A 26,055-nucleotide genomic window follows, 5' to 3' on the forward strand; every position below is an offset into this window, starting at 1 on the left:
AAACACACCCCCAACGAGGAGACCAGGATGTCTACCCCTCAGCCAGAACGACTCCATCTCGACAGCGATGCAGCGACCGGCTACCCCAACTCCCCTCTACCAGTGCTGGTTTATCGCCAGGTTCTCGATATCAGCAATGCAGAGGAGCGGGCCGATGCCTTTGAAAGCATGTTCAAACACCACGGTTGGCCGCCTGCGTGGCGCTACCACCTGTATGACTTTGATCACTTTCACTCCACCGCCCATGAAGCACTGGGCATCTTCCGTGGGCAGGCCCGGGCACGGCTAGGTGGCCCTAACGGCCAGGAGCTGATGCTTTACCCGGGCGATGTGCTGGTGCTGCCGGCAGGAGTTGGGCATGCCAGCCTGGAGGCGGACGATGATTTCTGCATGGTAGGCGCCTACCCACCAGGCCAAAAGCCGGAAATAGAGCGCGGTGATCCCGCACAACTTGCAGCAGCAAAAGCCCGAGTCGCTGCCGTTGCCTTACCCGAGGATTCCCCGGCAGGAGGTTCACTAGCGGAGCTGTGGCGGGAAGGCTCTTAGCAGGTGGAAGGCAATTGGCAAGCTCGACGATTAATTAGCTTTTCGACGAACCGGAGCAGTTTTTAACTATTTATGCATAATCTGACGCCTCACCTGAGGAGTTTTAACAATGTAAGTAATATCTTGGGGAAACGACCAATGTAATGTGTGAAATATCATTAAATAGGTCGTCGGAAAAAGAGTACTCTATAGCACCATATATTGCTAACATGGCTTATTCTCTGCATTTATACTATTTTTTTCTACATAAAATCGTGGTTTCTCAGCCAATACAGCAGCCTTTTTCAATAAATAAAAACCAGCACTAAAGGGAGCTCATGGAACTCAGACACTTAAGATACTACATTGTCGTCGCCGAACAACTTCACTTCGGGCGCGCGGCTAAATTACTTAATATATCGCAACCACCCCTAAGTAATCAGATAAAAAACCTTGAAGAAGAAATCGGCGTTCAGCTTCTTATTAGGAATAACAAGGAAGTCCGCATCACGCCAGCGGGTCAGCATTTTCTCGAAGCGGCAAGAAAGTGCATTGCGACGCTGGATAAGGAAATAGCCTTTACTCAAAGAATAGCACAAGGCAAGGAGGGATCTATTTCAATCGGATTTAGCGGTACTATGTCGTTTCACTTGATTCCATCTATCGTTAAAGACTTTAAAAGAAGCCATCCAGGTATCGACATACGTTTGCAACAACTTACCACTCACAATCAGATTGTCGGCTTGATACATGGGACAATTGATGTCGGATTTCTTGTCTCTCCTGTCTCAGACAAACGAATAGACAATATCACGATACTAGAAGAGCACTTCGTTGCCTGTCTTCCTAAAAGCCATTCACTAGCGACCACTAACCAGGAGGTCGACGTAAGTAAACTCAGTAATGAAAACTGGGTGATGACACCCCGAGAAGCAGGGCACGGTTACTATGATGCGATAATGGCTCTGTGTAAAGAACATGGCTTCAAGCCCAATGTCATTCAGACAGCTCAGGAGCAGCAAACACTGGTGGCACTCGTGGCCGCCGAAATGGGCGTTACGCTACTTCCCCACTCGGCCACCTACATAAAAAATGACCATGTGGTGTACAAGTCGATTAATTCAGATGTGCAAAAGGTCAGCTCGATGGCGTGGAATTCCAATTTATTGACTGATACGGCACGTTTCTTTATTCAGTATATTGAATCGAAGATAAATGAAGGCACGATCGAAAAGCCGATCGTGCCTAAAACTTATCTGCTTTCTTAAAAAGGGCCTAGGTTGATGGCCACCGCAATGCTTAGCGCCGCAGCCCCAATGGCTATCCAGATTAATAGCAAAGGGATCACGAACTTAAGCCATTTAAGCCATGGAACCCCACCGATCGCAATACTGGCCATTAAAATTCCCGACGTAGGGGTAATAATGTTAGTAAAACCATCACCAAAGTTATAAGCCAGCACGGCAACTTGCCGGGTCAAACCGATAGTGTCTGCTAATGGCGCCATCACGGGGACAACAATCGCCGCCTGACCGCTGGCAGAACTAATGATGATATTGAACGCCAGATTGAACCCGTACATACCTAGTGCCGCCAACACATTAGGTAATGGCTGAAGTACCATCGCAATCGAGTTAACAATGGTGTCCAGAACGTAAGCGTTTTCGAGCACGACCACAATTGCCCTGGCAAGGCCCACAATTAATGCTGCGTACAGCATTCCTTGCGCACCTCTGATGAACAGATTCACATACTGGTTTGCGGGTACCTTTTCAATCGCCGCCGTTCCCAGGCTTATTACCAAGAACAGCGCGGCCATTTCATGCAACCCCCATCCTAAGTTAAAAACGCCCACTACGTAGCCAATCATACAGGTCGAAAAGTATCCCAATATCACCTTATGTTTCCGAGTAAACTCGGCGGGGATTGTGTTAGCGTTTTCAACCTCTGTGGGGAAAGGTGTAGCGCCCAGCACAGATTTACTTTGATCTTTTGAAACTTTGGAAATGTAATGACAAAGATAGGCGATCGTCGACGCTAAAATGCAGAGGTAGACGGCAAAACGAAACCATAGGCCGCTGAAAATGGGGAGCCCCGCGATCTCTTGACCAAACCCGGTGGTAATCGGATCCAAACCGCCAATCGTGTAGCCTGCATATGCTCCCAGGTAAATAATCGCCACGCCTGCTACCGCATCTAGCTTAAAGGCTCTGGCGATAATGATGCCGATGGGGATAAATGCAATAACAGCCGTTTGTAACGCGCCAATAAACCCCGCTGCCGAAAAAGCGATAGACACCGCCACTATCAACGCATATTTTTTATCCTGCGTTTTCTTGATCAGCTTCATAATGCCAGCCTGAATGGCTCCTGTGTGATCCAGGATGGCGAACGAGCCGCCAATGGTCAGCACAAGAAAGATAATGCTGGCAGAATCGATCAAACCAGACTGTATCGAAAGAAAAAAATCATAGAGCGTGGTGGGACTTGCAGGCAACGCTTCATAGCTACCTGGCACCACCATAGCAGTGCCACTTTCTGTTGTACGCTCAAAGCTGCCTGCTGGAATGAACCACGTCGCTATTGATGCAATCATTAGCATCGCGAACAGGATGACATAGGAGTCAGGTATATTTTTCTTCTTTTTAACAGCTGAGGCATTCGGGTCTATTTTTTTCATTTTTACCTCTCTAAAACTTATAAGGGCAAGGTCAAAGGCCTCACCCTATTGTGAATTAACCAATGATTAGCGACTCGAAGTCTCTGGGAAAGTAAGTGATCATATCCATACCCTTTTCCGTTACCACGATAGTGTCGGAGTGTCGGAAAGCGCCCAGGCCATCGACATACAGCCCCGGCTCAACGGAAAAGACCATGCCTGGTTCAAGCAGAGTGTGATCTCCCAGGTCGAAAAATGGGGCCTCGTGGTTTAAAAGTCCCATGTTATGGCCGGTATGATGTTTAACGTATTGCGTTAAGCCATTATCCTTAAAGTATCGTTGCACCTCTTCCTCTACTTTAGAAGCGGGAATACCTGGTTTAATAGTTCTAAAAGCTACTTCCTGCGCTTCATACATATGATTGAAGAATATTTCCTGTTCTTTTGTTGCTTCTTCAATAAACATGGTACGTTCTAGCTCGCTCTTGTAGCCCCAAACATCGCAGGCCGCCTGCGAGACAACATTGAACCCTTTCTTGAACATGGCGTTCTGGTTTTGCGAATGAGGGAAAGCCGAATGCGGGCCAATCTGACCGCGATAGAATGCATGCGCTGGCGATCCATAGGAACGATAACCTGCGCCCAGGGTTTCGAACATCGCCTTGGTCGCTTCCTGGGTAGCGCGGCTTTCCGCCTCCATTTCACGGCCACCCGCATGGGTATACTTAGTCAGCAGGTTGTGCGCCAAATTACCCCATCGGGCAGACTCTTTAATCAGCTCTATTTCCGTCGATGATTTAATATAACGCTGCTCTTCAACGAGCCCTTTGATAAGCACCTTATCGGCAAAAGTGATCAGTGAAGTAATTGCCGGCCCCGCATAGCCCTTTGCTGACCCATACCCCTCGGCATCAATGCCAACACTTAAAGAACCAAAGTTCTTATCCTGAAGTACCTTTTTGAGATACTCCATCGGATGAGTAATGCCAGGGTATTCAGGGTAATCGTAAGAAGTACTTATAACGGCGTATTCTTGTGCATGCTCTACCTCCATGCGGGGCACAAATAAACTGAAAAAGCCCTGTGCATCCACAATAAGAGCAATCGGCCTTTCTGAAGGGCGGAAGTTAAATCCTGTAAGATAGAAGATATCGGTAACACTAAAAAGCAACGCTGCGTCGCAGTGCTTATTTTTAAGATTAGTTAAAAAAATTTCTTGCCTTGCTTTAATTTCTGAAACAGAAATTTTCAAAATCATGTTGCTAGCTCCTGAGTTAACCACCTCAGGAAGCTACCAGTGCCCTCACGTGAGGGTAAAATACTATATAAATGTCATTCGATATCTTATAAATATCATTAATGGAGAACCAAACCGCTCAACTTGAGCGGTTTGGTTGTTTATTTCCAATGTATTGCATACTAACCGAGCGTATTCTTACGCTTGATTAGAAAGGCCCGTAGTTAATCAACACAGCGGTCACTACAAAGGCGATGCCCACTAGCGTCCAGAGGCATACCAACGGAAACGCGAAACGTACCCAATTACTCCATGGCACTCCGCCCACGGCAAGCACAGACATCAACACCCCCGATGTCGGCGTAATAATATTGGTGATCCCATCACCAAGCTTGAATGCAATCACCGCCGTTTGCCGAGTGATATCAAGCATATCCGCAAGCGGCGTCAAAATCGGCATCACTACAGCTGCCTGACCGCTACCAGAAGGCACCAGGAAGTTGAAAAAGAGGTTGAATACAAAAACAGCGAGCGCACCCAACATGGAGGGAAGCGTACTCAAGGGCACAAAAATTGAATTCACTACCGTATCGAGAATCATCCCCTCGGCCATGAGCACCGTAATGCCTTTGGCAATGCCAATAATAAAGGCACCATACAGCATACCTTTGGCCCCCTTCATGAACATCTGCACAAACTCATTAGGCGAGAAACGAGCGAGTGCAGCGCTTCCTATCCCATTGATCATAAAGATGGCAGACAGCTCATTAACGCCCCATCCCAAACCTAAAGAGCCATAAATAAACACCGCCAGGCAGGCAACAAAGAAGCTTAAAATGACCAGATGCCGACGCGTAAACGTTAAGTTCTCATCATCGGACCCAATGGCTTCAGTGCTAAAGGGCTGATTCCCCATCAAACTACGGGCGGGATCGTCGCTAATGTGTTTGATATACCGACACACATAAGCAATTGTCACTGCCAATAGCACGAAAAATAGCGCCACCCTAAGCGGCGCGCCAGAAAATAGCGGCAGCCCTGCTATGGATTGAGCAATCCCCAGCGTAATAGGATCGAAAACAGCAGCCGCTGAGCCCGAAAAATAGCCCAAATAGACAATGGCGATCCCCGCGATCGCATCTAACTTAAGCGCTCGTGCCAACACGATACCCAACGGAATAAAGGCAATAACGGCATTCGACCCAACGCCAATGGCAGATACCACGCCAAATACAAAAGACACCACAATCGCGAGCAGATATTTACGCCCCCGGGCTTTATCAACCAGGCTTTTGATACCCGCATTGATCGCACCGGTGGACTCCACCACAGCAATCGCACCGCCCATTACCAGAACTAAAGCAATTAGGTTTGCTGAGCTGATAAAACCGTTCTGAATCGAAAGAAAAATGTCGAAAAAATTAAGGCCACTAGACTCCACCAGATGAAAACTGCCAGGAATAACCGTCGGCCGCCCCTCTGTGGTTCGCTCAAACTGGCCCGAGGGAATAAAGAAACTCAATAGCCAAGCCACCAGTAATAACCCAAACAGAATCACAAAGGCATCGGGCATGGCCATTCTTTGTATTGATCTAGTTTTCACGTTGAAATTTCCTGAATATTTTTTCATATAGTTATTTATTTAACGCACTGACAAACGGCTGAATGGCGTATCAGACCTGCCGTATCAACGCCGCCAGGATCGCCGCACGCGGTACAATTGAGGCTATTTCAATGTGCTCATATTCCGCATGGGGGGCAGCGCCAGTTGCACCCAGCCCATCAAGGGTGGGAATACCTTTGGCTGCAGCGAAATTGCCGTCGCTTCCTCCACCTACCGAGGCTTCCGTAAGCTCAATGCCGAATGCACCGGCAGCGTGCTGGGCAAGTTCAAACAGACGAGCCGTAGCATGTGTTCGCTCCATCGGCGGGCGCGTCATGTCACCGCTAACGGTTAGCGTTACGCTGGGATGAAATGGGGTACTTTGATAAATGGCATTGTAGAGCCGCCCGGCTTCTTCCAGCGTCGTTACCCGAACATCAATACCTAACTCAGCTTCCTCCGGCACGACATTAAGTGGGCCACCGCCACGTACCATCCCAACATTCACTGTGGTTCCCAGGCCGGGGTCGGCCAGACTATGTAAGTACTGAATCTGGTGGGACAACTCCTCAATCGCACTCACCCCTTCTTCAGGGTTATTGCCCGCATGAGCTGCTTTACCCGTTATATGCATGTAAAAGCGTCCAGAGCCTTTACGTGCCGTTTTCAAAGCGCTGCCATTAGCCGTGGCAGGTTCAACAACCAGCACCACATCGCTCGCAACCGACTCCTCCTCAATTCGTTGTCGCGAGGTAGGGCTACCTAACTCCTCATCACTGGTACATAGAAAACGAATACGGGCATTGGGAAGCGCATCGAGTTCAACGAGTGCTTTGACAGCCCAAATGGCTTGAACAATACCTGCTTTCATATCCAAAATGCCGGGACCGTAAAACTTGTCCGTCTCACGGCGGATAGCGAGCCGGCCGATATCCCAAACCGTGTCGAAATGCCCCAAAATAAGAATCTGACGATCCCCCTCTCCTAGCGTGAAGCCAAGATGATCGCCCTTTTCAGTTTGTGGGAACGTTTCCGCCTGACATTGGAGCCGGTCTTGAAATAACTGGCGCAACATTTGACCACAGGCGTCCACTGCGGCTTTATCATTGGATGGCGATTCAGCACGTACCAACGCTTCAATATCATCGAGAATAGAACGCTGATGCTCTTGCAGATAAGTGTGAAGGGTATTCATATAGCCTCTCGAGTAAGAATGACAGCCTCTAAACAGCAGCAACCCAGAACAGCGTTGTGCTATTAGGCGCACGGTCAGTATGTGAGGGGCATAACAAGGAAAGAATAAGAAGCGCGCAGCCGAATCGTTGCGTTCAAAGCAACGGTTAAGAAGCCGGTGAAGGATAGAGAGAATGGTGCAACAACGCATAGACCAGGGAATTACCGAACATCGACTGGCTTACCTTTACGAGGTTGCCATGCAAGGAGGTGTTAGAGCGGCTGCCGAGTCAGTCGGCGTTAACCCTTCAGCCATTAGCCGGCAAATAGCACTGCTTGAGCGTCACCTGCAAATTCCCTTGCTCGAAAAACAGGGAAGGAACGTCACGGTGACCCAGGCGGGAAAGCTACTGATCGAGCACCACCGGGAAATGCTGTATCGGCGGCGTCAATTAGCCGAGACATTGCAGGATATGCGCCACTTGCGTCGAGGCAGTGTCAGCCTACGGGTCGGGCAGGGTATGATCAGTGAATTTGTGGAAGGGCCTCTCCAACAGTTCAGTGCAGATTACCCTGATGTGTTTGTCGATATTCACTCTGGCAACATGAGTGAAACAATCAACATGATGCTGCGGGGCAAAGTGGACATGGCGATCAGCTTTGGTCCATTAGGCGATCCTCCGGTCATGGTTCGCAGTTTTAACCGCGGCCCCATTTGCGCCATAGTGCCGCCACATCATGCTTTGGCAGGCCTTGAAGCCATTACGCTTGAAACCCTGGCCCCCCAGCGATTGATCTTTATGGCAGAACAATTCGGCATCCAACAGTACATCAATGAAATGTTCAGCAGCCAACACCTAGCCCCTCTGCCCGCTTACCAGTGCAATCATTTTTCAACGGCTATTGCGCTCGCAATATCAGGGCTAGGTATTGCCTTCATGACGCGGCAGTCTGCCCGCCCATTGGTGGATCGTGGTGATATCGTTGCGATCCCTGTCGAGCACCCTTTATCGCATACCGCTACCTGCCATCTCATCCGTAGCCAAGGAAGAAGGTTCACTCCTGCCGCTGAACACCTATGGAAAGTACTCGCGAGCTCAATGCAATCACAGTCTGCCGGGAAGCGCTGAGCTTAAATCAGGTAGCGGTTAAATTTGGGGAGTAATTCGCGCCCAGTAATGCCCCCATATGAAACTGCCAAGGCAACCCGCCACGCTTACCTTAACAGCTAACACCGGGGCTAGAACCACATGGATGTACCAGTCACTCGTGCGCACCCACCTTGTCTGGGTGGCTACCCAGCATCAGAAAAACCACCACCGACAGCAAGGCGATGAGAATCGCAGCAGCTGTTAGCAAGATCGAGTGCGTGGTGGAGAATGCCGCCTTCGCGGCCATGATGAGTGTATCCGCCTGATCTGCAGCCAGTCCTTGTGCCACAACGATGCTGTCGCTCATTGAGCGCGCTGCCTGTGCACCGAGGGCTGGCTCCAAGTGTGGCGGCAGTACAATAGTGCTGGTATAGACGCTCGCCATGAAAACCCCGAACAGGGTAATGCCGAGCCCGCTGCCCAATTCGTAGCCAGTGGCTTCCAAAGAGCCTGCAGCCCCTCCTTTACTGGCATCCACGGCCCCCATAATGGCAATTGAGGAAGCGGTCAGGCCGATGCTCAGGGTGAGCCCCAGCGCGGCCAAAGCTGTTGGCACTGTCCAGTCAGGCGTGTGGAAGTCAGCCTGCGCCAAGTAGCCCAACGCTGCTGCCGCTAACGCCATCGACATACTGGCCACCAGCCGTAAACCGAACCGGTTGGACAGGTAGCCTGCAACAGGGCCACCAACTGCAGCGGCCGCCATGATCGGCACCATAACAAGGCCGGCCTGCAGCGGCGTCTTGTCCAGCACATATTGCAGCTCTTGCGCCAGCGTCAGTTCGACACCTGCCAGTGCGCCGGAAGCCACTAGCGCCATCACCATGCCAGCGACAATGGCCGGATGGCGAAATAGCGATAAGTCCAGCATCGGCTCCGCCGAACGCAACTGGATACGTGCAAACCAGGTCAGCATCGCTAGTCCCAGGAAGAGCACCAACCCTGCACGCCACAGCGGCTGCCCCGCACCCACCCCAGACTTGATGCCGTAAACCACCGAGATGATACCAACAAGCAAAATCAAGGCCTGACCGAAAGCCCATTTGCCTGGAGTCGTAGCCTCGTGGCGGGGCAGCAGCGCATAGGCGACCGGCGCCACCACTAGCATGATGGGCACATTGATGAGGAATACCGAGCCCCACCAGTAATGTTCCAACAAGACACCACCAGTCAATGGGCCAACTGCCGCGCCTGCGGCCCCAACCGTTCCCCATAGGCCAAGCGCCATCGCACGCTCGCGCTCATCTTCGAAGGTTTTGCGGATAACACCTAGCACACAAGGCATAATCATCGATCCGCCAATGGCGAGCAGCACTCGAGCACCGATCAACATGACGGGTGTCGTCGAGAATGCCGCCAGTAGTGACGCCACCCCGAACACCAAGAGTCCGGTCAGCAGCACACGACGCGTACCGATTCGGTCAGCCAGCGTGCCCATCGGCACCAGCAGGCCCGCCATCAGCAGCGGATAAATATCGATGATCCACAGCACTTCGGTGCCAGTGGCACCTAGCGCCGGCGTCAGTACAGGTATAGCGACGTGCAGGATCGTCATGTCGATGACAACGGGCAGGAATGCCAGCATTACAGCAAACAGAACTAGCCAACGTTGTGGGATAGCAGAAAGCATTAGCCACTTAACTCCTAGATAATGATGTCACTTCCAACGCTGCCACTGAAAAGGTGTCTGACACAGGGGACGCCGACAGCGTTAGCACGATAGGCGGAATCAGTCGGCGCATGGCATTAATGCTCTATATCGTTACCGGGTTGTAATGATGAAGGGCGACGAGCCGTACGCCAGCCACTAACGCGCTCCTGAAGACCTATCACGAAAACGAAGAACACCGGGACGAAGAGAATCACCAGAAGCGTTCCGCTAACCATGCCGCCGAAAACGCCCGTGCCTATCGCATGCTGGGTTTTGGCACTGGCGCCAAACGCAACCATCAACGGCACCACTCCCAAGCCGAAAGCGAGTGAGGTCATAAGGATCGGACGCAGGCGCAGGCTGGCGGCTTCCACCGCGGCCTCCATCAGCCCCTTACCTTGCTCACGCAACTGTTTTGCGAACTCAACGATCAAGATCGCGTTTTTCGCAGACAACCCGATCACGGTGACCATACCGACTTTGAAGAACACATCGTTAGGCAGGTCACGCAGCAACATAGCAGCCACCGCACCCAGCAACCCCAGCGGCACAACCAGGATGACCGACAGCGGAATGGACCAGCTCTCGTAGAGAGCGGCTAACACCAGAAACACCGCCAGGATGGATAGCGCAACCAGCATGGGTGCCTGAGCAGCGGACTGGCGCTCCTGAAGGGACTGCCCCGTCCAGGCCACTGCGAAACCGGGCGGAAGTTGCTGCGCCAGACGCTCCATTTCAGCCATGGCATCACCAGTGGAAGCCCCCTTCGCCGCACTGCCGGAAATGCTGGTGGCGGGATAGCCCAGGTAGCGCACCATTTGTAGCGGTGTTTCGTCCCACACCGGAGTCACCACCTCTGACAGGGAAACCATGCCCCCCCTGCTATTTCGCACATGCAGCTTGAGCACGTCGTCGACCTGCATGCGTGCCGACGCATCCGCTTGCATAATCACCTGCTGCATCCGGCCCTCATTCGGGAAATCGTTAATGTAGGACGACCCCATCGCGGTAGACAGGATTTCGCTAATGTTGGCGAACGACACGCCGAGCGCTTCGGCTTTCTGGCGATCGATGTCAAGACGAATGCTCGCCCCTTCCGGAAGGCCGTCGGAATAGACGTCACTAACTACCTTGCTCTGCGCCGCCAGTTCCAGCAGCGTCGTCTCGGCAGCCTTAAGGGCGGCCGGCCCCTGGTTGCGGCGATCCTGCAAGAACATCGTAAAGCCGGACTTGGTACCCAATTCATCAATGGCCGGCGGCAACATACTCATCACCGTCCCTTCGTTCAATTGACTCATGGCTGCCTGAGCTCCTTCCGCTTCACTCGCCGCCGTGGCACCGTCGCGCTTCCCCCACTCCTTTAGCGTGGTGAACGTCAGCGCTGTATTCGCGCCAGACCCAGAGAACCCGAAGCCCAAAATAGACATATTGCCGTCCACTGCAGGGCGCGCCATGACGTACTCCTCATACGCCTTGACGACATCCAAGGTACGCTCGGTGGTCGCATTGGCAGGTAACTGGATACTGGTCATGAAATAGCCTTGATCCTCTTCCGGCAGAAAAGCCGAAGGCAACTGGCGGAAGGCGAACACCAGCACACCTGCGATGACCACAAACACCAGCATGACCCGACCGCTGCGGGCGACCAGTCTCCCCACACGCGATTCGTAACGGGCGGTCATACGTTTAAGCGCCCGGTTGAACATACCGAAGAAACCGCCTTTGTCGTGGTGCCCCGGTTTAATGGGCTTGAGAAGGGTGGCGCATAGCGCCGGTGTCAGCGTCAACGCCAGAAACGCCGAGAACAGAATCGAGACCACCATCGCCAGCGCGAATTGCTGGTAGATCACACCGACCGAGCCACTCGAGAAGGCCATCGGGATAAACACCACCGTCAATACCAGGGTGATGCCCACCACCGCGCCAGTAATTTCCTTCATCGCCTTGATGGTGGCGTCCTTTGGCGACAATCCCTCTTTGGCCATGATGCGCTCAACGTTCTCGACCACCACGATAGCGTCATCGACGATGATGCCAATCGCCAACACCATGCCAAACATCGTCAGCACGTTGATTGAGAAACCTGCCAGCAGCATCACCGTGAAGGTCCCCAACAACGCAATCGGCGCGACCAGTGCGGGAATCAGCGTGTAACGGATGTTCTGTAGAAACAGCAGCATCACCAGGAACACCAATACCATCGCCTCGATAAGGGTATGGATGACCTTCTCGATAGAAACCTTAACGAACGGGGCCGTATTAAAGGGAACCGATGAGCTCATGCCCGCGGGTAGCGCCTGGTTTAACTCAGCCAAACGCGCTTGCACACTTTCCGACGTGCGGACAGCATTGGCACCGGGTGCCAGCTGTATGGCTGCCGCCGTCGCTGGCTGGCCATTCTCACGATTGGAGAAGCCGTAGGATTGGGCGCCCAACTCGACTCGCGCCACATCGCCCAACACCACTTTGGAGCCGTCGACATTAGCGCGAAGTACGATAGCGGCGAACTCTTCCGGCGTGCTCAATTGCCCCTGTGCGGTCAACAGCGAGGACACCTTTTGGCCGGGTAAGGCCGGAGACGCGCCGATGCTGCCCGGCACAATCGGTGCGTTCTGCTCCGTGATCGCGGTCGAGAGATCATTCACCGACAAGCCGAAAGCAATCAGCTTCTCCGGCTCTATCCAGATTCGCATTGCCTGCTCAGCACCGAACAGCTGCACACGACCGACACCATCAATGCGGCGCAGCTCCTCGACGATATTGCGCGCCATATAATCGTTCAGGGCAATCTCATCAAAGCGCCCATCCTCGGAATTCAGACCTACGATCATCAGAAAACTGGATGACGCTGACTCGACGCTCAGCCCATCCTGACGAACCGCCTGGGGTAACCGAGGCTCGACTGCCTTGAGTCTATTCTGCACATCCACTTGGGCCAGTTCCGGATTTGTCCCTGGCTTGAAGGTGGCGGTGACAGAGGCCGACCCTGAAGAGTCCGCCGACGATTCGAAGTACAGCAGATTCTTGACGCTGGACAGTTCTCGTTCGATGAGACTGAGCACGGCATCGTTCATGGTCTGCGGTGTGGCGCCGGGGTAAGTCGCAGTGATGGTCACCGAAGGGGGCGCTACCGAGGGGTAGTGAGCGACCGGCAGCTTAGGAATGGCGATCACGCCCAGCAGGATGATAAACAGCGCGACCACCCACGCAAAGACTGGGCGCTGGATGAAGAACTGAGGCATTGCGGAGACTCCTGAAGCTTAATTAAGAAGATGCCACTGAAGCCTCAAGAGGCGATGACCTATGCCAATCAGTCGCGCTGACTTCGACACCATCAGAAAGTCGCTCTATACCCTCGACGACAACCTTCTGCCCCTCTGTCAACCCCGTCTTAATCCGATAATTACCGTTCGCCAATTCACCAAGCTCCACTGAGACCATCACCGCCTTGTCGCTGTCACCAATCAACCACACGTAGGGCTTACCGCCGATGCGCACCACGGACTGTTGCGGCACCGTCAACGCGTTGTCATAGCGTGCGTAGGGCACGCGGGCGCGCACAAACATACCGGGCAGCAGGCGTCGATTGGGATTGTCCACGAGTACACGCAGTAAAAGGTCACCCGTGCTGGCATCCACATTGATGCCCGAAAAAAGAATGCGTCCGGTGACATCGTAGGGTGTACCGTTGCTTCCGAGGATGGTGACCGGTAAACCATTATCTAGCGAAGGTTGCGCCGCCATCGCATCTTGAAGCGATTCAAGTGAGGAAGCCGAACGCTGAACATCGACATAAACTTTATCGATCTGCTGAACACGGGCCATGGGCGTGCTATCGCTGCTGCCGACAAGCGCTCCCACCGTTACCAACTCTTGATCAATTCGGCCAGAAATGGGAGACGCCACCGTGGAAAACTCTAAGTCAAGGCGGCGACGTGACAGCGTGGCACGCGCTTGAGCCACCTCAGCAGCGGCCTGCTGACTTTTGGATACGGCGTCGTCATAGGCCTGGCGGCTCACCGACTGCCCCCTGACCAGCGACTCCAACCGAGCGGACTGCGCACGGGCATTCGCAAGCTCGGCTTCGGCTTTCTGCAAAGCGGCTTCTGCCGTTTCCACTTCCGCTCGAAACGGCGCTGGGTTGATTTCGAATAATGGCTGCCCCGCACTCACGTCGGTTCCCTGTTCGAAAAGTCGACGTTGGACAATTCCGCTGACCTGCGGACGAATTTCCGCCACTTGAAAAGGAGCGACCCGGGCCGGTAAGTCTTCGGTCAGCTCCAATCTAACGGGTTCCAAGGTAACGACAGACACTCGGGCAGAAGACGGCGTTACTTCTTGCTCAACTGGCCCGCAGGCGGTTAGCACGGTTAGCAGCAAGGCACAGAGGCCACCATTGCGGTAAATATGTCGGATCGTCATGCATCTTCCCTTCAGGCATCGTTCTTTCAGACCTAGCTCATTGAGAAATAGGTAAACATTTGCCTAGCAATAAAATTGAAGGGGACTATATCGCTATAGCGTGGTATTAACGTCGACGGTATGTGTAGATATGATGGAGAACACAATTAATGTTTCATTAGGCACTTTTATGTCCACGACTCAACAGTCGCCAAATTCTTCTTCTGGCCTGCAAGCACTGGTTCTCATCGCCGAAGACGAGCCTGAGATCGCTGATATTCTGCAGGCTTACCTGAAACGTGCGGGCCTCCGAACCATCTACGCAGAAGATGGACGTAAAGCATTAGATATGCATTTGTCGATGAAACCCGATCTCGTCTTACTTGATGTAAAGATGCCTAAAATGGATGGTTGGCAGGTGCTGTCAGAGGTTCGCCATCGGGGTAAGACGCCCGTCATCATGCTGACCGCGATGGATCAGGACATCGATAAACTCATGGGCTTGCGTTTTGGTGCCGACGACTATGTCGTCAAGCCGTTTAACCCTGCCGAGGTCGTCGCACGCACTCAGGCAGTGTTAAGACGCACCATGGCTGATGCTAGCCATCAACCTCTTGTGCTCAGGGTTCCGCCTTTTGAGATCGACTTGGAACAACACGAAGCCTTTGTTCAGGTGGGAGGAGACTCGCACAGCCTTGCGTTAACGCTCACCGAATTCAGATTGTTGACGCACCTTGCACGCGCGCCCAAAAAAGTTTGCACCCGCGCAGAGTTATTGGCCGCCTGCCTGCCCGAAGGTGAGGCGCTTGAGCGCACTGTCGACAGCCATATCAGCAAGCTGCGTAAAAAACTGGAAGACGTCGATGTGAGAGGCATACCCGTTGGCATACGCGGCGTTGGGTACCGGCTATGGGGAACAGAATGAAACTCATTGGATTGAGCCGGACAATCGCGTTGACAATGGCAGCAATGGCTTTTGGGATCACACTGTTAGTCGTGGTGACCTCTTATGTGTTCTATTTCATTACCTTCCATTTTTGGCAGGGGTCGATTAACGAACCCAACATGTTCCCGTCGGGGCTAGAGTGGGCTTGGCTCGTTGGCACTACGTTGGTTGGGCTGGCGTTCGCCGTGATAGTGGGTATTCACTTGGCACGTCGCATTCTGGTACCGCTAAACTCCGTCACAGAAAGCATGCGTCGCGTCGCGCAAGGCGACCTGGACGCACGCGCCACGACGGGTGATCGCTCGTTAGGCGAGGCCGCCGTTTTGGCAAACGACTTCAATGCCTTGGCAGACCAATTACAGCGAATGTCCAAGGAAATGACGTTCTGGAATGCGGCTATTGCCCATGAGCTGCGCACGCCCGTTACTATCTTGCGCGGCCGCCTGCAAGGCTTGGCTGAAGGCGTATTCCCCCCCGAAAAACCCCAGTTTCAAAGCCTCCTTACCCAAATCGACGGTATGGCACAACTGATTGAAGACCTTCGCGCCGTAAGCTTGGCCGAAAGCGGCCATCTGAACCTTGAGATCAAGAAATGCGATCTTTCTACTGAAATTGAATCAGTCGTTGAATTTTGTAGACATGCCCTAGATGCATCAAATCATTATCCAACCCTTGATCTGCAATCTGGCGCCGTGTATTGCGACCCTGTCCGTATTCGTCAGGCATTGCTTGCGTTGCTGGAAAACGCTCGCCAGCATGCATCCCCAGGGACACTCATCATCCAAACGCGCCAGGACGACGGCCGGAGTGTTTTGCGTGTTATAGATACCGGCCCAGGTATTCCTCAGGAATATGCTTCTCAGATTTTCACGGCATTCCGGCATGCGCGGGACGCTGACAGTGGTATGCCAGGAGACAAGCGAGGAAGCGGGCTAGGATTGGCGGTAGTCGCGGCGATTGCACGAGCCCATGGTGGCGAGGCTAAATGCTACCCCTCTGATGAGGGTGGCTCTTGTTTCGAGTTGCGCTGGCCTTCTCAATGACATAGCGCGTTTACCCTCTTGGCGAACTACTAAGAAAAAATCCTTCGTGGTTGCCTGCTCGCGCAATTGGCGCTGCTCCCAGAGATACACGAGCCGAATAGAGTTCATATTCGGCTCATAGGTTAGTCAGAAAGCTAACTGGGATGGAGAAGTATAGGTGGAGGGAAATCAGGGGAGAAGAGTGGATTGTGAAGAATGGATTGAGAGCATGCTGACGTTCTTACTCGCGGTTACCCGGGAACGCCGAGGGCGCCCCCAGGTTTAGAATCAGCATACGGCTAAGACTCAACTCCAGCTGCCTGTGCCACCGCCAGCGCCGGTAACGGTGGAGACGGCACCCGACTGGAAGTGGCCCAATAGATTACTGTCGCCGTCGAAGAACAGAATGCTCAGATAGACTGGCGTACCCTGAAATTCGAAACTTACCGTATCACGATAGAGCCGTTCGAGATCTTTGGTATAGACATCCCCAAAGAGAGCGCCGCCGCCCGCTGAGGAGATGCCGCCAGCATTGCCATCGAAGGACTTTCCATCGGTGATGTTAACCTGAAACCTAAGATAGAAGATCAGGCTGGCTACGCTGCCGGTAGCAGGATAGGCCTTCTCGGAAGCCATCAAAGCGTCGGCAACGTCATCGATCTGCTCAGGCTCGAGTTTTTCATGCATGGCAACACGAAAGTCGTGGGCGATCAGTTTTTTATCAATGGTTTGAGGAGCATTCATGGTTAGATACCTCATGCGGATGTTGTGAAATCGGCGGCCGGTCATCGACCGCGGCTTACCTGCCCTAAGCATTTCAGCTTAGATACTGCGCAGTCACAGCATCAGCTCGGCATCACCAATATTGCTAACAATAGCCACACGAAGTACAACGGATCACTTCGGTATCAGCTTCTCTTGCGCCCTTGGCAGCAACGAACTCTTGGAAGATCCTGGAGCAAACGACTGCATAAGGAGAATAACGATGGACACTTCAACGCTTCGGGTTGCCATTATCGGCGGCGGCGTCTCTGGCCTGTCACTGGCCTACTACCTTCAGAAGCTCGGTGGCAAAGCAGCCCAGCAGATAGAAATCACCCTATTCGAGCGCAAAGCCACGCTTGGCGGCAACGCCGAAACGGTGTGGGTCGACCTCGGCAATCGGCGGCAACCGGGCAAGCCCGAGTCGCCCTATCGGCGCTGGGCCGACCTGGGGGTCAATGATGTCAACTTGGCCACCTATCATCGCCTGCGCACGGTGCTTAGCGAGATCGGCGAGCTAGAGCGCATGAAGCCGCTAGAGAATACCGAGAGCTACTTCAGCCGTGACGGAGCGATAGCCCTGACCGATGATAGCGACCTGGCCCGCGGTGTCAGCGACCCCGCCCACGAGCTAAATCAGGCCGAAGGGGGCAAGCTAGCGCCGTTGATCACCGTGGTGCATCAAAGCGCCATCGACCTAGTGGAGAGTGGACGCATTACGCCCCACTATACGGTAGATGACTTCTTCGACAGCTGTGTCGCCACGCCCGTCGAGATGCTGGCAGCCGCAGCGGATCATTTGAAAATCACCATCGACTGGCAGGACCCGGCGCTGCCAGCTCGGCTGGAACGCATCCGCCACACCATCTACTATCCACGCATATCGGCCATGTACTTCGCCGACGATCGCGGCCCGGGCGGTATGCCACTCCAAGCTCCCTTCGAGTATTACCGCATTCAGGAAGGTGGCTCGCCCCCGGACCGCCGCTACTTCGAGCATGGCTCCCAGCACTGGCTTGAGGCCTTGGCCGCTTATATCGCCAACCCCGAGACTCAGGGCCCAAGAGTCAAAATCCTGCGCGGCATCGACGTAGAGGCAAGGCTCTCGCCCCAAGGCGCAACGCTAGCCGAGCGTACCGCTTCAGGTGAACGCCGCTGGCAGGCAGATATTCTAATCATGGCCACCCATGCTGAAGATGCCCTGCCGATACTGACCTTTGGCGACGGCCTGACTGAGATCCAGCAAGGCCTTCAGCATATTCTTGGCAAGGTGCGCTACACCCGCAGCTTCAGCGTCTGTCACACCGCTGCAGCCCGCCTGCCACCCAATCGCAACCTATGGCGTACCTACAATATCGAAGTACGGAACCCTGAAGACACCTTCTTCCCCTACCGTATCGACTATGTAGCCAACCGCCACCAGAACGATGCAGAGAACAGTGATTACAATCAGGCAGGCCTACCGCAGTACTTCGTCTCTCTGGTGGATGATCTCAACAAGATTCCCCACCGCGAGATGCTCGAGCGGCGCCCTTCGCCCCTGAACGACTCCATAGCCACCGATCCAAACGAAGCTGGCTACCGAGACCGCTTGCCGCCACTGGGCAGCGCTCTGGAAGCCAAAGCCTGGACCCTGTTCAAGCACAATGTACTGGATGCCAACTGCCTGGAAGCTCAAGCGGAAATCGAGCGCTATAACCGAACCACCGCCCAAGGACGCTACGAGGGAAACCAGAACGTATGCCCGCTGCTGTTCGCTGGCGGTTGGGCGCGCGGCGCGGGCCTTCAGGAGCAGTGCCTGGAACAGTCAGAGCATCTCATCGCCCTGCTGCTGGGGGATACCGGATCAACGTAAAGATAACGCGCGACGACTAGTAACGGCTGGCAGCCAGACAAGGCATCGTCATCAGCAGACCAGCCGCTTCGCCCTGGCGCCAGCAATCCCGTAAAGCTTCCAGAGCGCTAGACTCGCCGTTCTCTTCGCAGCTCTCCAACCAAACAGCGTGAGCCTCAATCAGCGCTCGGTGATGCTCGCCCCAGGCACAGGGCTCCGCCGCCATCAGCTGGGTCAAGCGCTGAGCATAGTGGCGGGCTGCGGAAGGGCGATGGTCAAGCAAGCTAACCTCCGCCGCCGTGACCAAAAAACGGTAGCCGTTGTGCCCCACGCAGCCAGCATCCAGCAACGCTTCACCCTGTTGCAGCGTCTCCAAGCGAGCCTCTGGATCCTCTTCCAACAGCGCCCGAGTGCCGAGCACCCAAGGGCCAATAAAGGCCGTCAGACGGTGCTGTTCCACCAACTGCCAAGCACGCTCGATACTGGCTCGCGCCTCAGCCTGTCGTCCGGTGATCAGCTCGATACGGGCACGGCTCTCCAACAGAAAGGCCTCGAAGCGCCCTGACCCCAGGCCGCGAGCCACTGCCAGCGCCTGTGTGACCTGCTCGTCGGCCGCATCGGGATTGCCCTGGGAAATCAGAACCCAGGACGCCGTTAGCCGAGCCACCACTTCAGCACGCCGATTGCCAACACGCTTGCCCAGCTCAGCAGCATCGAAACAGTCGGCCAACGCCGCCTCGGTCTCGTTAGCATAAAGACGAGCCGTACCCAGCATGAACAAATTAGAGGCTTCTAGGTCAGCGTGGCCGTGGGTTCGGCAGAGTGCCACACAGTGGTCGAAAAGCTCGTAGGTGCTGCGCATCTGCCCCTCGGCATAATGCGCATCGCCTAGCCCACTCAGGGCCTGGATTTCGGTATGCACATCGCCACCCAATCGGGACTGCTCCAGTGCCCGAGTGTGGTAGGCCCGGCTGGTGGCAAAATCGCCCCGGGGGAAATAGAGATTACCTTTTAGATAAAGCACTTCAGCTAGGGGCAAAGGGTCTTTCAGCATCTCGGCCAGGGGCAACAGCCCATCGAGTATCGCTTCTTCTGCCTCTAGGGCATCGAGCATGTTCAGCACCCGGGCTAGCCAAAGATCCGCGGTAATGCGCTGACACTCCTCTCGGGCGAACGTGCGCGCCGTCTCGAAGTGCTCGCGAGCCGCCTGGATGCGCCCGGTCGCCATCGCCACCTGGCCTTGCAGCAGCACTAATCGGTACTCATCCTTCGGCGCATAATCGATGGCTCGGCATTGTCTCAGCAGCGCCATGGCTTCCTCATGCCGATAACGCAGCATTTCCGCTGCCACCGCCTCCAGGAACGCATTCGGTGCTTCCAGGGAACGTGCACGGTGAAGATGGCGAGCACGTAGCCCCAGTTCCGTTTCACCATAGAGCTCGGCCAGCCGGAGATGCAGGCGGTCGCGTTGTATTTTTGGAATCCCTTCGTAGATGCCCTGTAGAATCAGGTCATGCACAAAGCGATAGCTCCCCTCTTCCAGCGGGCGTACCAAACTGTAGCGCTGGGGGAGTTCAGGTCGATAATCGGCCTGCCCCACCACTTCCTGCAGCAACGCTAGCGAGAAGCGCTGCCCCATAACGGCGGCGACGCACATGGCCCGACGATCCAGGTCGGTGAGCTGATCCAGCTTGGTCTGTACCAGATTAGCGAGGCTGGCTGGCAAGCTGCAGTGGGGATGAAACAGCAGCAGTTGAGTCAGAAACAGCGGATTGCCCTGGGCCTGAGTGACAAGGCGGGAGGCATGCTCGGTGGGAACCGCTCCGAAGCTGGCTACCAAGGCCTCGGCCTCTTGGGGGCGCAATGGAGGAAGTTCGATCAGGGTTAGCGGCGACTCAGGCAACTGTGGCCTTAGACGGGTCTCTAGTGGGTCCTGCTCTAAGCGTGAGGTAAACAGCCAGATCACCGGCGCTTCCAGGGTCTCCTGGAGTAGCCCAGTCAGGGTTCCCAGCAGCGCCTCATCGGCCCAGTGAAGGTCTTCCACCACCAGCAATTGGGGGCGATGAATAGACCGCGCCAGGAGAGTGTCGCGCAGTGCCAGAACCAAACGCTGGCTGCGGGTCTCCGGGGTCATGGCCGCATAGAGACGCTGCGCATCCTCTGGCTGAGCCAGCCCCAGCAAGGGGCGCAGCAGCATGGCATGATCCACGGGCAAACGCAGCGCCGAAAGGCGAGCGAGCAGGCTCGCTTCGTCTATCGTTTCACCTTTCGTCTCATCGGACGTTTGAAGCAGCGAACGAGTCAGCTGCATCAACGGGCCTTCATCGGCACGCGTGCCGAAGTCCAACACCTCGGCCTGATGATGATCGGCATGCGCCGCCGCCATCTCGGCAAACTCGGCACTGAGACGCGTCTTGCCGATGCCCGCCACGCCGCGAATATAGATCAGATGGCCAGCCTGATAGTCACAGGTACTCTCTAAAATGGCCTGCAGCTGCCCCAACTGCACCCGGCGCCCCACCAGTTCGAAGCGGGCCTCCTGAGATTCGTCTCGGGGATGGCGGTAGCGCAGCCAATCCCCGCCTTCATCATCGAAGATAAAGCGTTCCGCCAACTGCACCGCCACCCCGCGCTCAACCCAAACACCGCTCCGCTCCTCCGCTATCGAAGGGGGCGTAGCGGACGGCCATTGGCCAGCCTGGAGATATACGACCTTCGCCACCCCCTGTTCCACCAGGGTCGCGGCGCACAACAGGCCCCGCTGGGCATCGCTACGGTAAGCCCGGGGCAGCCCAAATAGGGCCGTCCCTTCTTCCGCCAGGCTGCCGCCGAAATGCTGAACCCAGGTCGCCAGGGATGGCTGGTCAGCCACCACGGCATGCAATTGGATCAAGACACGCGCGCTTTCCATCTCCTCGCTATCAGCGGCAGGCACAGCGGCGGCCTCTTCCGCATCCACTGACAGCGCCTCAACCTCGACGCCGTAGATCTCAGCCAAGTGGCGAGCGGTGCGATAAAGCACCGCCCGCCCACTCTCGGCCCGTTTAATCGAAGCAATAGAAACGCATAGGCGCTGGTCGAAGCAGTACTCGGCCAGCGCCTCCTGACTAAAGCCCAGCCGTTTGCGGTGCTGCTTCAAGCGCTGGCGATCCAGCCGCAAACGCCCATCTTGGGGAGCGATCATGATTGCCTTCCTTTCTCGAACACGCGGGAAATGTCGACCATGGCACTGCATCACGCTTTACATGAAAAATCGGCGTGCAAAGACTGGCTAGCTTTTGTGCAAGCCTATGGTTTTTTAGTATTAGATGGAACTAAGCCTAGCAGATTACGAGCTAGTGCAGAGCAGGCGGCACTAGTTTTGAGGAAAGATGAGCAGAAATACATAGACCTACCACCTCGCCCATTCAGCTCACAGGATGAGCCGATTATGGTTTATATTCGGCTCATAATATAGCCAGATACTAATTGGAATTTGGTAGAATAGAATCAGTAGCAGAAAAAGCTTGATGCAGCTATGGCTGACGGTCATGCGTAGCGTTAAAACCAACATTAAAGAGGCAATTAGATAGCCAAAAGACTCACCCCGTTTGTTATTGCCTATGATTTTGATGGTACTGAAGGCCGTTACTACACGATTTATCTTCTCGGCTGGCTCCCACTGGTGCTGTCCATTCTGGAGGTAATCCTGGTTATTCAGGGGCCTTCCAGGCCAGTCCAGGAAATCGGCGTATCGCATAAGATGATTTACGTTCTTTACGTGCAGATTTTACATATGCTGACGTGCGGGCATTCGTGGATTGGGTCATTGAACGCATACAACTTGCCGAGCCACGGTGGCAAATTAGCAACATCATTTAAAGGTTTGCGCTCGCCCCCCTGCTGTCCGGCATACGGCCTTTACCTAGGCAGAGCGATGCTTCGCAACGTGGGTACTACAGCTCACGGCTCCACACCTGACCGACAAGATCCTTACCGAAGCTGTGATGGGGCGTTTCCTCAACCAGTTCGAAACCCGCCCTTTCATAGATTTTTCGCGCACCAATAAGAACGCTGTTAGTCCACAAGATGATTTTTTTATAGCCAGCTTGACGGGCGAACCTTAGGCATTCATCGACGAGACGGCCACCTATTCCAAGACCCCGGGCGCAGGGATCGACATAGAGTAACCGCAGCTTTGCGGTCGCTTCGTCCTCCCTAACGACGAACACAGAGCCAACGATGCTTCCCTGCTTCTCGACGACCCAGCACCGTTCCCATTGCGGGTCATAATCACGCAGATACTTGGCGACGATGTCTGCTGTCAGTGCTGTCGACGCCGGTGCTATAAGTCCGTAAATCATCAAAATAGATTGTCCCCCCGACCCGCATGACCTTTCCTTGTTGGTGACCAAACCACAAGAGATCGCGCCATGCTAAGCCGAGAGGACTTTCTCATGATAAAGCAACTTCACCAGCGAGGCGCCCATCTCGTGGACATTGCGCACCAGATTGGCTGTTGTGAACGCACCGTGCGGCGCCATCTAGCCCGTGAGGAGGCGCCCACCGGGCGGCCGACCAAGCTGCGAGCAAGCAAGCTGGATCCCTTCAAACCCGTCATCGATCAGTTGCTGGCCGATAATGTCTGGAACGCCGAAGTGATCTTCCAACTGATCCGTGAACAGGGCTACACCGGTGGCAGCACCATGGTGCGACGCTATATCCAGCCCAAGCGGTCGTTGCGGCCCAGCAAGCAGACCGTCCGCTTCGAGACCCCGCCTGGTTTCCAGCTCCAACATGACTGGGGCGAGACCGAGACCGTTGTGGCTAGTCAGCGCTGCAAGGTCAATTTTGCGGTTAATACCTTGGGCTACTCACGGCGGTTCCATGCCTGGGCGGCCCCTAGCCAAGATGCCGAGCATACCTACGAGGCGCTGGTACAGGCCTTCCGTTATTTTGGCGGCGTACCGCGCACCGTACTGGTCGATAATCAGAAGGCTGCTGTGCTCAAGCATGACCGGGACCACCGCGTGATCTTCAACGCTGGCTTCCTGCAACTGGCCAACCATTACAGCTTCGCGCCCAAGGCGTGCCGCCCGCAGCGCCCGCGCACCAAGGGCAAGACCGAGCGTATGGTGGGCTACGTAAAGCAGCACTTCTTCCAGCGCTATCGCCAGTTCGAGAGCTACGCCCACTTGAACCAGCTGCTCCAGCTGTGGCTGGAGCGCGTGGCCGATCAGCGGCCACTGCGGCAGTTCCGGCAAACCCCGACAGAGCGCTTTGCCGCCGAAGCGGAGGCCCTCCAGGGGCTCCCGGCAACCGACTTCGATACCCGCTACCACGACCTTCGCCAGGTCGGCTGGGACGGCTACATCGAAGTCCGTGGCAACCGCTACAGCGTGCCCGACGGCTATTGCGGCCAGGCGGTGGTGATCCGGCTCAGCCTGGACGATGAGCTAACGGTGTACACCGCCGCCGGTGACTCCATCGCCTATCACCGCCTACAGGCCCCGCAAGCAGGTTGGCACACCGTGCCGGAACATCATGCTGCCCTGTGGCAGCAGACGCTCTCCGTGCAGCAGCGTGACCTGAGCGTCTACGAGGAGGTGCTGTGATGGCCCTGGAACAGCTACTTGATCGCCTGAAGATGGAGCACCTTCAGGCGTCGCTCGACAGCCTCTGTGAGCACGCCAGTAAGCAAGACCTGAACTACCGCGAGTTCTTGGAACAGGCCCTGTTGCAGGAATGGGGCGGGCGTCATCAGAAGGGCCTGGAGTCCCGTCTGAAGCAGGCCCGACTGCCGTGGATCAAGACCCTGGAGCAGTTCGACTTTAGCTTCCAGCCCAGCATCGACCACAAGATCGTGCGTGAGCTGGCTGGCCTGGGCTTTGTCGAGCGTAGTGAAAATGTCGTGCTGCTCGGGCCGCCTGGCGTCGGGAAGACGCACCTCGCCGTGGCGTTGGCGGTGAAGGCGGCAGAAGCCGGCCACCGGGTGCTGTTCATGACGTTAGACCGGCTGGTCAGCACGCTGATGCGTGCCCGCCAGGAAAACCGCCTGGATCGACAGCTCCAGCAACTGACGTACCCGAAGGTGCTGGTACTGGACGAGATGGGCTACCTGCCGATGACGCGCGAAGAAGCCAGTCTGTTCTTCCGCTTGATCAACCGGCGTTACGAGCGGGCCAGTACGATCCTCACCTCGAACAAATCGTTCATGGACTGGGGCGAGATCTTTGGCGACCAGGTCATTGCCACGGCTATCTTGGATCGGCTACTGCATCACTCGACCACCCTGAACATCAAAGGCGAGAGCTATCGACTGAAGGACAAACGACGTGCTGGCTTAGTGACGACACCGACGACGAAGGAGGACACCACCTCAAACGAACCTGACGCCGTTCCGATAAAAGAGCACTGATAAAAACGGGACAATCTAGAGTGATGAAAGGCGGACAAACGTCATTGGCGTCGACAGTGCTTCATATTCACTGTTCCAGCCGTACTCCTGGGCATATAGAACCGCCTGCCGATGGACGATCCATCCCATATCGCCCGGCTGCGGGTCGCGCAGCATGTAACTCGAATCTGTATCGCCAAGCAGGCTCTCAATTTGATGCATCGCCTCGATCAACTGGTTTTGCTCAGGCTCCGAAAGCCCCTTGAGCATGGCAACAACTTCGCGCTGCGATGCATCACTCAACGGCAGGTAAGTTTCCCGCCCATGATCAGTCAATTGCAGTTGCGCCGCCCGGCGATCGGAGGGCAAGGGAATCCTGGTGATGAGCCCCTTCTTCTCGAAGCCTTTCAGCACCCGGCTCACGTAACCAGCATTGAGCCCCAGCTCCCGGCAAATATCTGAGCTGGTAAGCATCGGCCGATGCGCCAGCTCATACAGAATGCGAACCTCCGTTAGCGAGAATGGGCTTTCCAGCAGATGCTCGTGCAGCACACCGATCTGACGCGTGTAGAAACGGTTAAAGCTTCGCACCGTTCCGGCTCGCTCATGCAAGCGTTGTTCTGCGGCCATGAAGAGGCCTCCAATTAGTTGCCTTAAGCACATAATTAATTGCTTTTGGCAACTATGTCAACAAGATCTCATAAGAAACTACTGACAA

At 54.9% G+C, this 26,055-nt stretch carries 19 protein-coding genes; 8 read left to right on the forward strand and 11 right to left on the reverse strand.

The features are described 5' to 3' along the window. The first annotated feature begins 27 nt into the window (after positions 1-27). Together K7H09_RS11830 and K7H09_RS11835 are read left to right on the forward strand one after the other, a co-directional pair. Entirely contained in the window at positions 28-546 is a 519-nt protein-coding gene (locus K7H09_RS11830) for a cupin domain-containing protein (RefSeq protein WP_230804764.1), read from the forward strand. A 317-nt stretch (positions 547-863) separates the two neighbouring features. After that, complete coding sequence (locus K7H09_RS11835; RefSeq protein ID WP_190373893.1) at positions 864-1,793, forward strand: LysR family transcriptional regulator; 930 nt, start codon at positions 864-866, stop codon at positions 1,791-1,793. Here the strand turns inward: K7H09_RS11835 and K7H09_RS11840 are convergent. The 4 genes from K7H09_RS11840 to K7H09_RS11855 form a co-directional block, all read right to left on the reverse strand. Continuing rightward, positions 1,790-3,205, reverse strand: coding sequence for a YfcC family protein (locus K7H09_RS11840; RefSeq protein ID WP_190373894.1), 1,416 nt, complete (start codon positions 3,203-3,205; stop codon positions 1,790-1,792). The two genes, K7H09_RS11835 and K7H09_RS11840, sit on opposite strands and share 4 nt — an antisense overlap. A 55-nt stretch (positions 3,206-3,260) precedes the next feature. Next, a complete protein-coding gene (locus K7H09_RS11845; protein WP_159176158.1) occupies positions 3,261-4,442 on the reverse strand; it encodes a M24 family metallopeptidase in 1,182 nt (393 codons plus the stop codon). Positions 4,443-4,629: 187 nt separating this feature from the next. After that, the gene (locus tag K7H09_RS11850) at positions 4,630-6,024 is read right to left on the reverse strand and encodes a YfcC family protein (protein ID WP_230804765.1); all 1,395 of its coding nucleotides are present in this window, start codon (positions 6,022-6,024) and stop codon (positions 4,630-4,632) included. A gap of 70 nt (positions 6,025-6,094) precedes the next feature. Beyond that, complete coding sequence (locus tag K7H09_RS11855; RefSeq protein WP_138801309.1) at positions 6,095-7,219, reverse strand: M20 family metallopeptidase; 1,125 nt, start codon at positions 7,217-7,219, stop codon at positions 6,095-6,097. 172 nt (positions 7,220-7,391) lie between these two features. On the opposite strand from K7H09_RS11855, the gene K7H09_RS11860 reads away from it, so the two are divergent. Beyond that, complete coding sequence (locus K7H09_RS11860; protein ID WP_190373896.1) at positions 7,392-8,327, forward strand: LysR family transcriptional regulator; 936 nt, start codon at positions 7,392-7,394, stop codon at positions 8,325-8,327. A gap of 133 nt (positions 8,328-8,460) precedes the next feature. On the opposite strand, the gene K7H09_RS11865 is transcribed toward K7H09_RS11860, so the two are convergent. The 3 genes from K7H09_RS11865 to K7H09_RS11875 all read right to left on the reverse strand — a co-directional run bounded on the left by K7H09_RS11865 (position 8,461) and on the right by K7H09_RS11875 (position 14,418). Next, entirely contained in the window at positions 8,461-9,975 is a 1,515-nt protein-coding gene (locus K7H09_RS11865) for an MFS transporter (RefSeq protein ID WP_230804771.1), read from the reverse strand. Positions 9,976-10,091: 116 nt separating this feature from the next. After that, positions 10,092-13,238: a multidrug efflux RND transporter permease subunit gene (locus K7H09_RS11870; RefSeq protein ID WP_230804773.1), complete on the reverse strand. Its 3,147-nt coding sequence runs from the start codon at positions 13,236-13,238 to the stop codon at positions 10,092-10,094. Positions 13,239-13,260: 22 nt separating this feature from the next. Beyond that, positions 13,261-14,418, reverse strand: a complete 1,158-nt coding sequence (locus tag K7H09_RS11875; protein WP_230804775.1) for an efflux RND transporter periplasmic adaptor subunit — start codon at positions 14,416-14,418, stop codon at positions 13,261-13,263. Positions 14,419-14,548: 130 nt separating this feature from the next. On the opposite strand from K7H09_RS11875, the gene K7H09_RS11880 reads away from it, so the two are divergent. Then, the gene (locus tag K7H09_RS11880) at positions 14,549-15,322 is read left to right on the forward strand and encodes a response regulator (protein ID WP_230804777.1); all 774 of its coding nucleotides are present in this window, start codon (positions 14,549-14,551) and stop codon (positions 15,320-15,322) included. 35 nt (positions 15,323-15,357) lie between these two features. Beyond that, the gene (locus K7H09_RS11885) at positions 15,358-16,386 is read left to right on the forward strand and encodes an ATP-binding protein (protein WP_230804779.1); all 1,029 of its coding nucleotides are present in this window, start codon (positions 15,358-15,360) and stop codon (positions 16,384-16,386) included. A 285-nt stretch (positions 16,387-16,671) separates the two neighbouring features. Here the strand turns inward: K7H09_RS11885 and K7H09_RS11890 are convergent, their stop codons facing one another. Beyond that, complete coding sequence (locus tag K7H09_RS11890) at positions 16,672-17,109, reverse strand: VapA/VapB family virulence-associated protein (protein WP_171051213.1); 438 nt, start codon at positions 17,107-17,109, stop codon at positions 16,672-16,674. 241 nt (positions 17,110-17,350) lie between these two features. On the opposite strand from K7H09_RS11890, the gene K7H09_RS11895 reads away from it, so the two are divergent. After that, on the forward strand, positions 17,351-18,982 hold the full coding sequence (locus K7H09_RS11895; protein WP_230804780.1) for an FAD-dependent oxidoreductase: 1,632 nt from the start codon (positions 17,351-17,353) through the stop codon (positions 18,980-18,982). 16 nt (positions 18,983-18,998) lie between these two features. Here K7H09_RS11895 and K7H09_RS11900 read toward each other — a convergent pair whose 3' ends face one another. Both K7H09_RS11900 and K7H09_RS11905 read right to left on the reverse strand, forming a co-directional pair. Continuing rightward, positions 18,999-22,145, reverse strand: a complete 3,147-nt coding sequence (locus K7H09_RS11900; RefSeq protein ID WP_230804782.1) for an ATP-binding protein — start codon at positions 22,143-22,145, stop codon at positions 18,999-19,001. A 751-nt stretch (positions 22,146-22,896) separates the two neighbouring features. Beyond that, positions 22,897-23,304, reverse strand: a complete 408-nt coding sequence (locus K7H09_RS11905; RefSeq protein WP_230804784.1) for a GNAT family N-acetyltransferase — start codon at positions 23,302-23,304, stop codon at positions 22,897-22,899. A gap of 69 nt (positions 23,305-23,373) precedes the next feature. On the opposite strand from K7H09_RS11905, the gene istA reads away from it, so the two are divergent. Beyond that, positions 23,374-24,555, forward strand: a complete 1,182-nt coding sequence (gene istA, locus K7H09_RS11910) for an IS21 family transposase (RefSeq protein WP_230804786.1) — start codon at positions 23,374-23,376, stop codon at positions 24,553-24,555. Further along, positions 24,552-25,358, forward strand: a complete 807-nt coding sequence (istB, locus tag K7H09_RS11915; protein WP_141224426.1) for an IS21-like element helper ATPase IstB — start codon at positions 24,552-24,554, stop codon at positions 25,356-25,358. The genes istA and istB overlap by 4 nt, the downstream gene beginning before the upstream one ends. A 15-nt stretch (positions 25,359-25,373) precedes the next feature. Here istB and K7H09_RS11920 read toward each other — a convergent pair whose 3' ends face one another. Then, a complete protein-coding gene (locus tag K7H09_RS11920) occupies positions 25,374-25,967 on the reverse strand; it encodes a MarR family winged helix-turn-helix transcriptional regulator (protein WP_230804788.1) in 594 nt (197 codons plus the stop codon). Positions 25,968-26,055: the final 88 nt, after the last annotated feature.

This window comes from Halomonas sp. IOP_14, assembly GCF_021021315.1.
GTDB classification, from domain to species: Bacteria; Pseudomonadota; Gammaproteobacteria; order Pseudomonadales; family Halomonadaceae; genus Vreelandella; species Vreelandella titanicae.

What these genes read in the sequence shown, in the direction of transcription:
- K7H09_RS11900 (WP_230804782.1), bottom strand. Translation starts at nt 22,145, where the DNA reads ATGATCGCTCCCCAAGATGGGCGTTTGCGGCTGGATCGCCAGCGCTTG.
- K7H09_RS11860 (WP_190373896.1), top strand. Translation starts at nt 7,392, where the DNA reads ATGGTGCAACAACGCATAGACCAGGGAATTACCGAACATCGACTGGCT.
- K7H09_RS11845 (WP_159176158.1), bottom strand. Translation starts at nt 4,442, where the DNA reads ATGATTTTGAAAATTTCTGTTTCAGAAATTAAAGCAAGGCAAGAAATT.
- K7H09_RS11835 (WP_190373893.1), top strand. Translation starts at nt 864, where the DNA reads ATGGAACTCAGACACTTAAGATACTACATTGTCGTCGCCGAACAACTT.
- K7H09_RS11895 (WP_230804780.1), top strand. Translation starts at nt 17,351, where the DNA reads ATGGACACTTCAACGCTTCGGGTTGCCATTATCGGCGGCGGCGTCTCT.
- K7H09_RS11890 (WP_171051213.1), bottom strand. Translation starts at nt 17,109, where the DNA reads ATGAATGCTCCTCAAACCATTGATAAAAAACTGATCGCCCACGACTTT.
- K7H09_RS11875 (WP_230804775.1), bottom strand. Translation starts at nt 14,418, where the DNA reads ATGACGATCCGACATATTTACCGCAATGGTGGCCTCTGTGCCTTGCTG.
- K7H09_RS11920 (WP_230804788.1), bottom strand. Translation starts at nt 25,967, where the DNA reads ATGGCCGCAGAACAACGCTTGCATGAGCGAGCCGGAACGGTGCGAAGC.
- K7H09_RS11830 (WP_230804764.1), top strand. Translation starts at nt 28, where the DNA reads ATGTCTACCCCTCAGCCAGAACGACTCCATCTCGACAGCGATGCAGCG.
- K7H09_RS11905 (WP_230804784.1), bottom strand. Translation starts at nt 23,304, where the DNA reads ATGATTTACGGACTTATAGCACCGGCGTCGACAGCACTGACAGCAGAC.
- K7H09_RS11885 (WP_230804779.1), top strand. Translation starts at nt 15,358, where the DNA reads ATGGCAGCAATGGCTTTTGGGATCACACTGTTAGTCGTGGTGACCTCT.
- K7H09_RS11880 (WP_230804777.1), top strand. Translation starts at nt 14,549, where the DNA reads ATGATGGAGAACACAATTAATGTTTCATTAGGCACTTTTATGTCCACG.
- K7H09_RS11840 (WP_190373894.1), bottom strand. Translation starts at nt 3,205, where the DNA reads ATGAAAAAAATAGACCCGAATGCCTCAGCTGTTAAAAAGAAGAAAAAT.
- istA (WP_230804786.1), top strand. Translation starts at nt 23,374, where the DNA reads ATGCTAAGCCGAGAGGACTTTCTCATGATAAAGCAACTTCACCAGCGA.
- K7H09_RS11870 (WP_230804773.1), bottom strand. Translation starts at nt 13,238, where the DNA reads ATGCCTCAGTTCTTCATCCAGCGCCCAGTCTTTGCGTGGGTGGTCGCG.
- K7H09_RS11855 (WP_138801309.1), bottom strand. Translation starts at nt 7,219, where the DNA reads ATGAATACCCTTCACACTTATCTGCAAGAGCATCAGCGTTCTATTCTC.
- K7H09_RS11865 (WP_230804771.1), bottom strand. Translation starts at nt 9,975, where the DNA reads ATGCTTTCTGCTATCCCACAACGTTGGCTAGTTCTGTTTGCTGTAATG.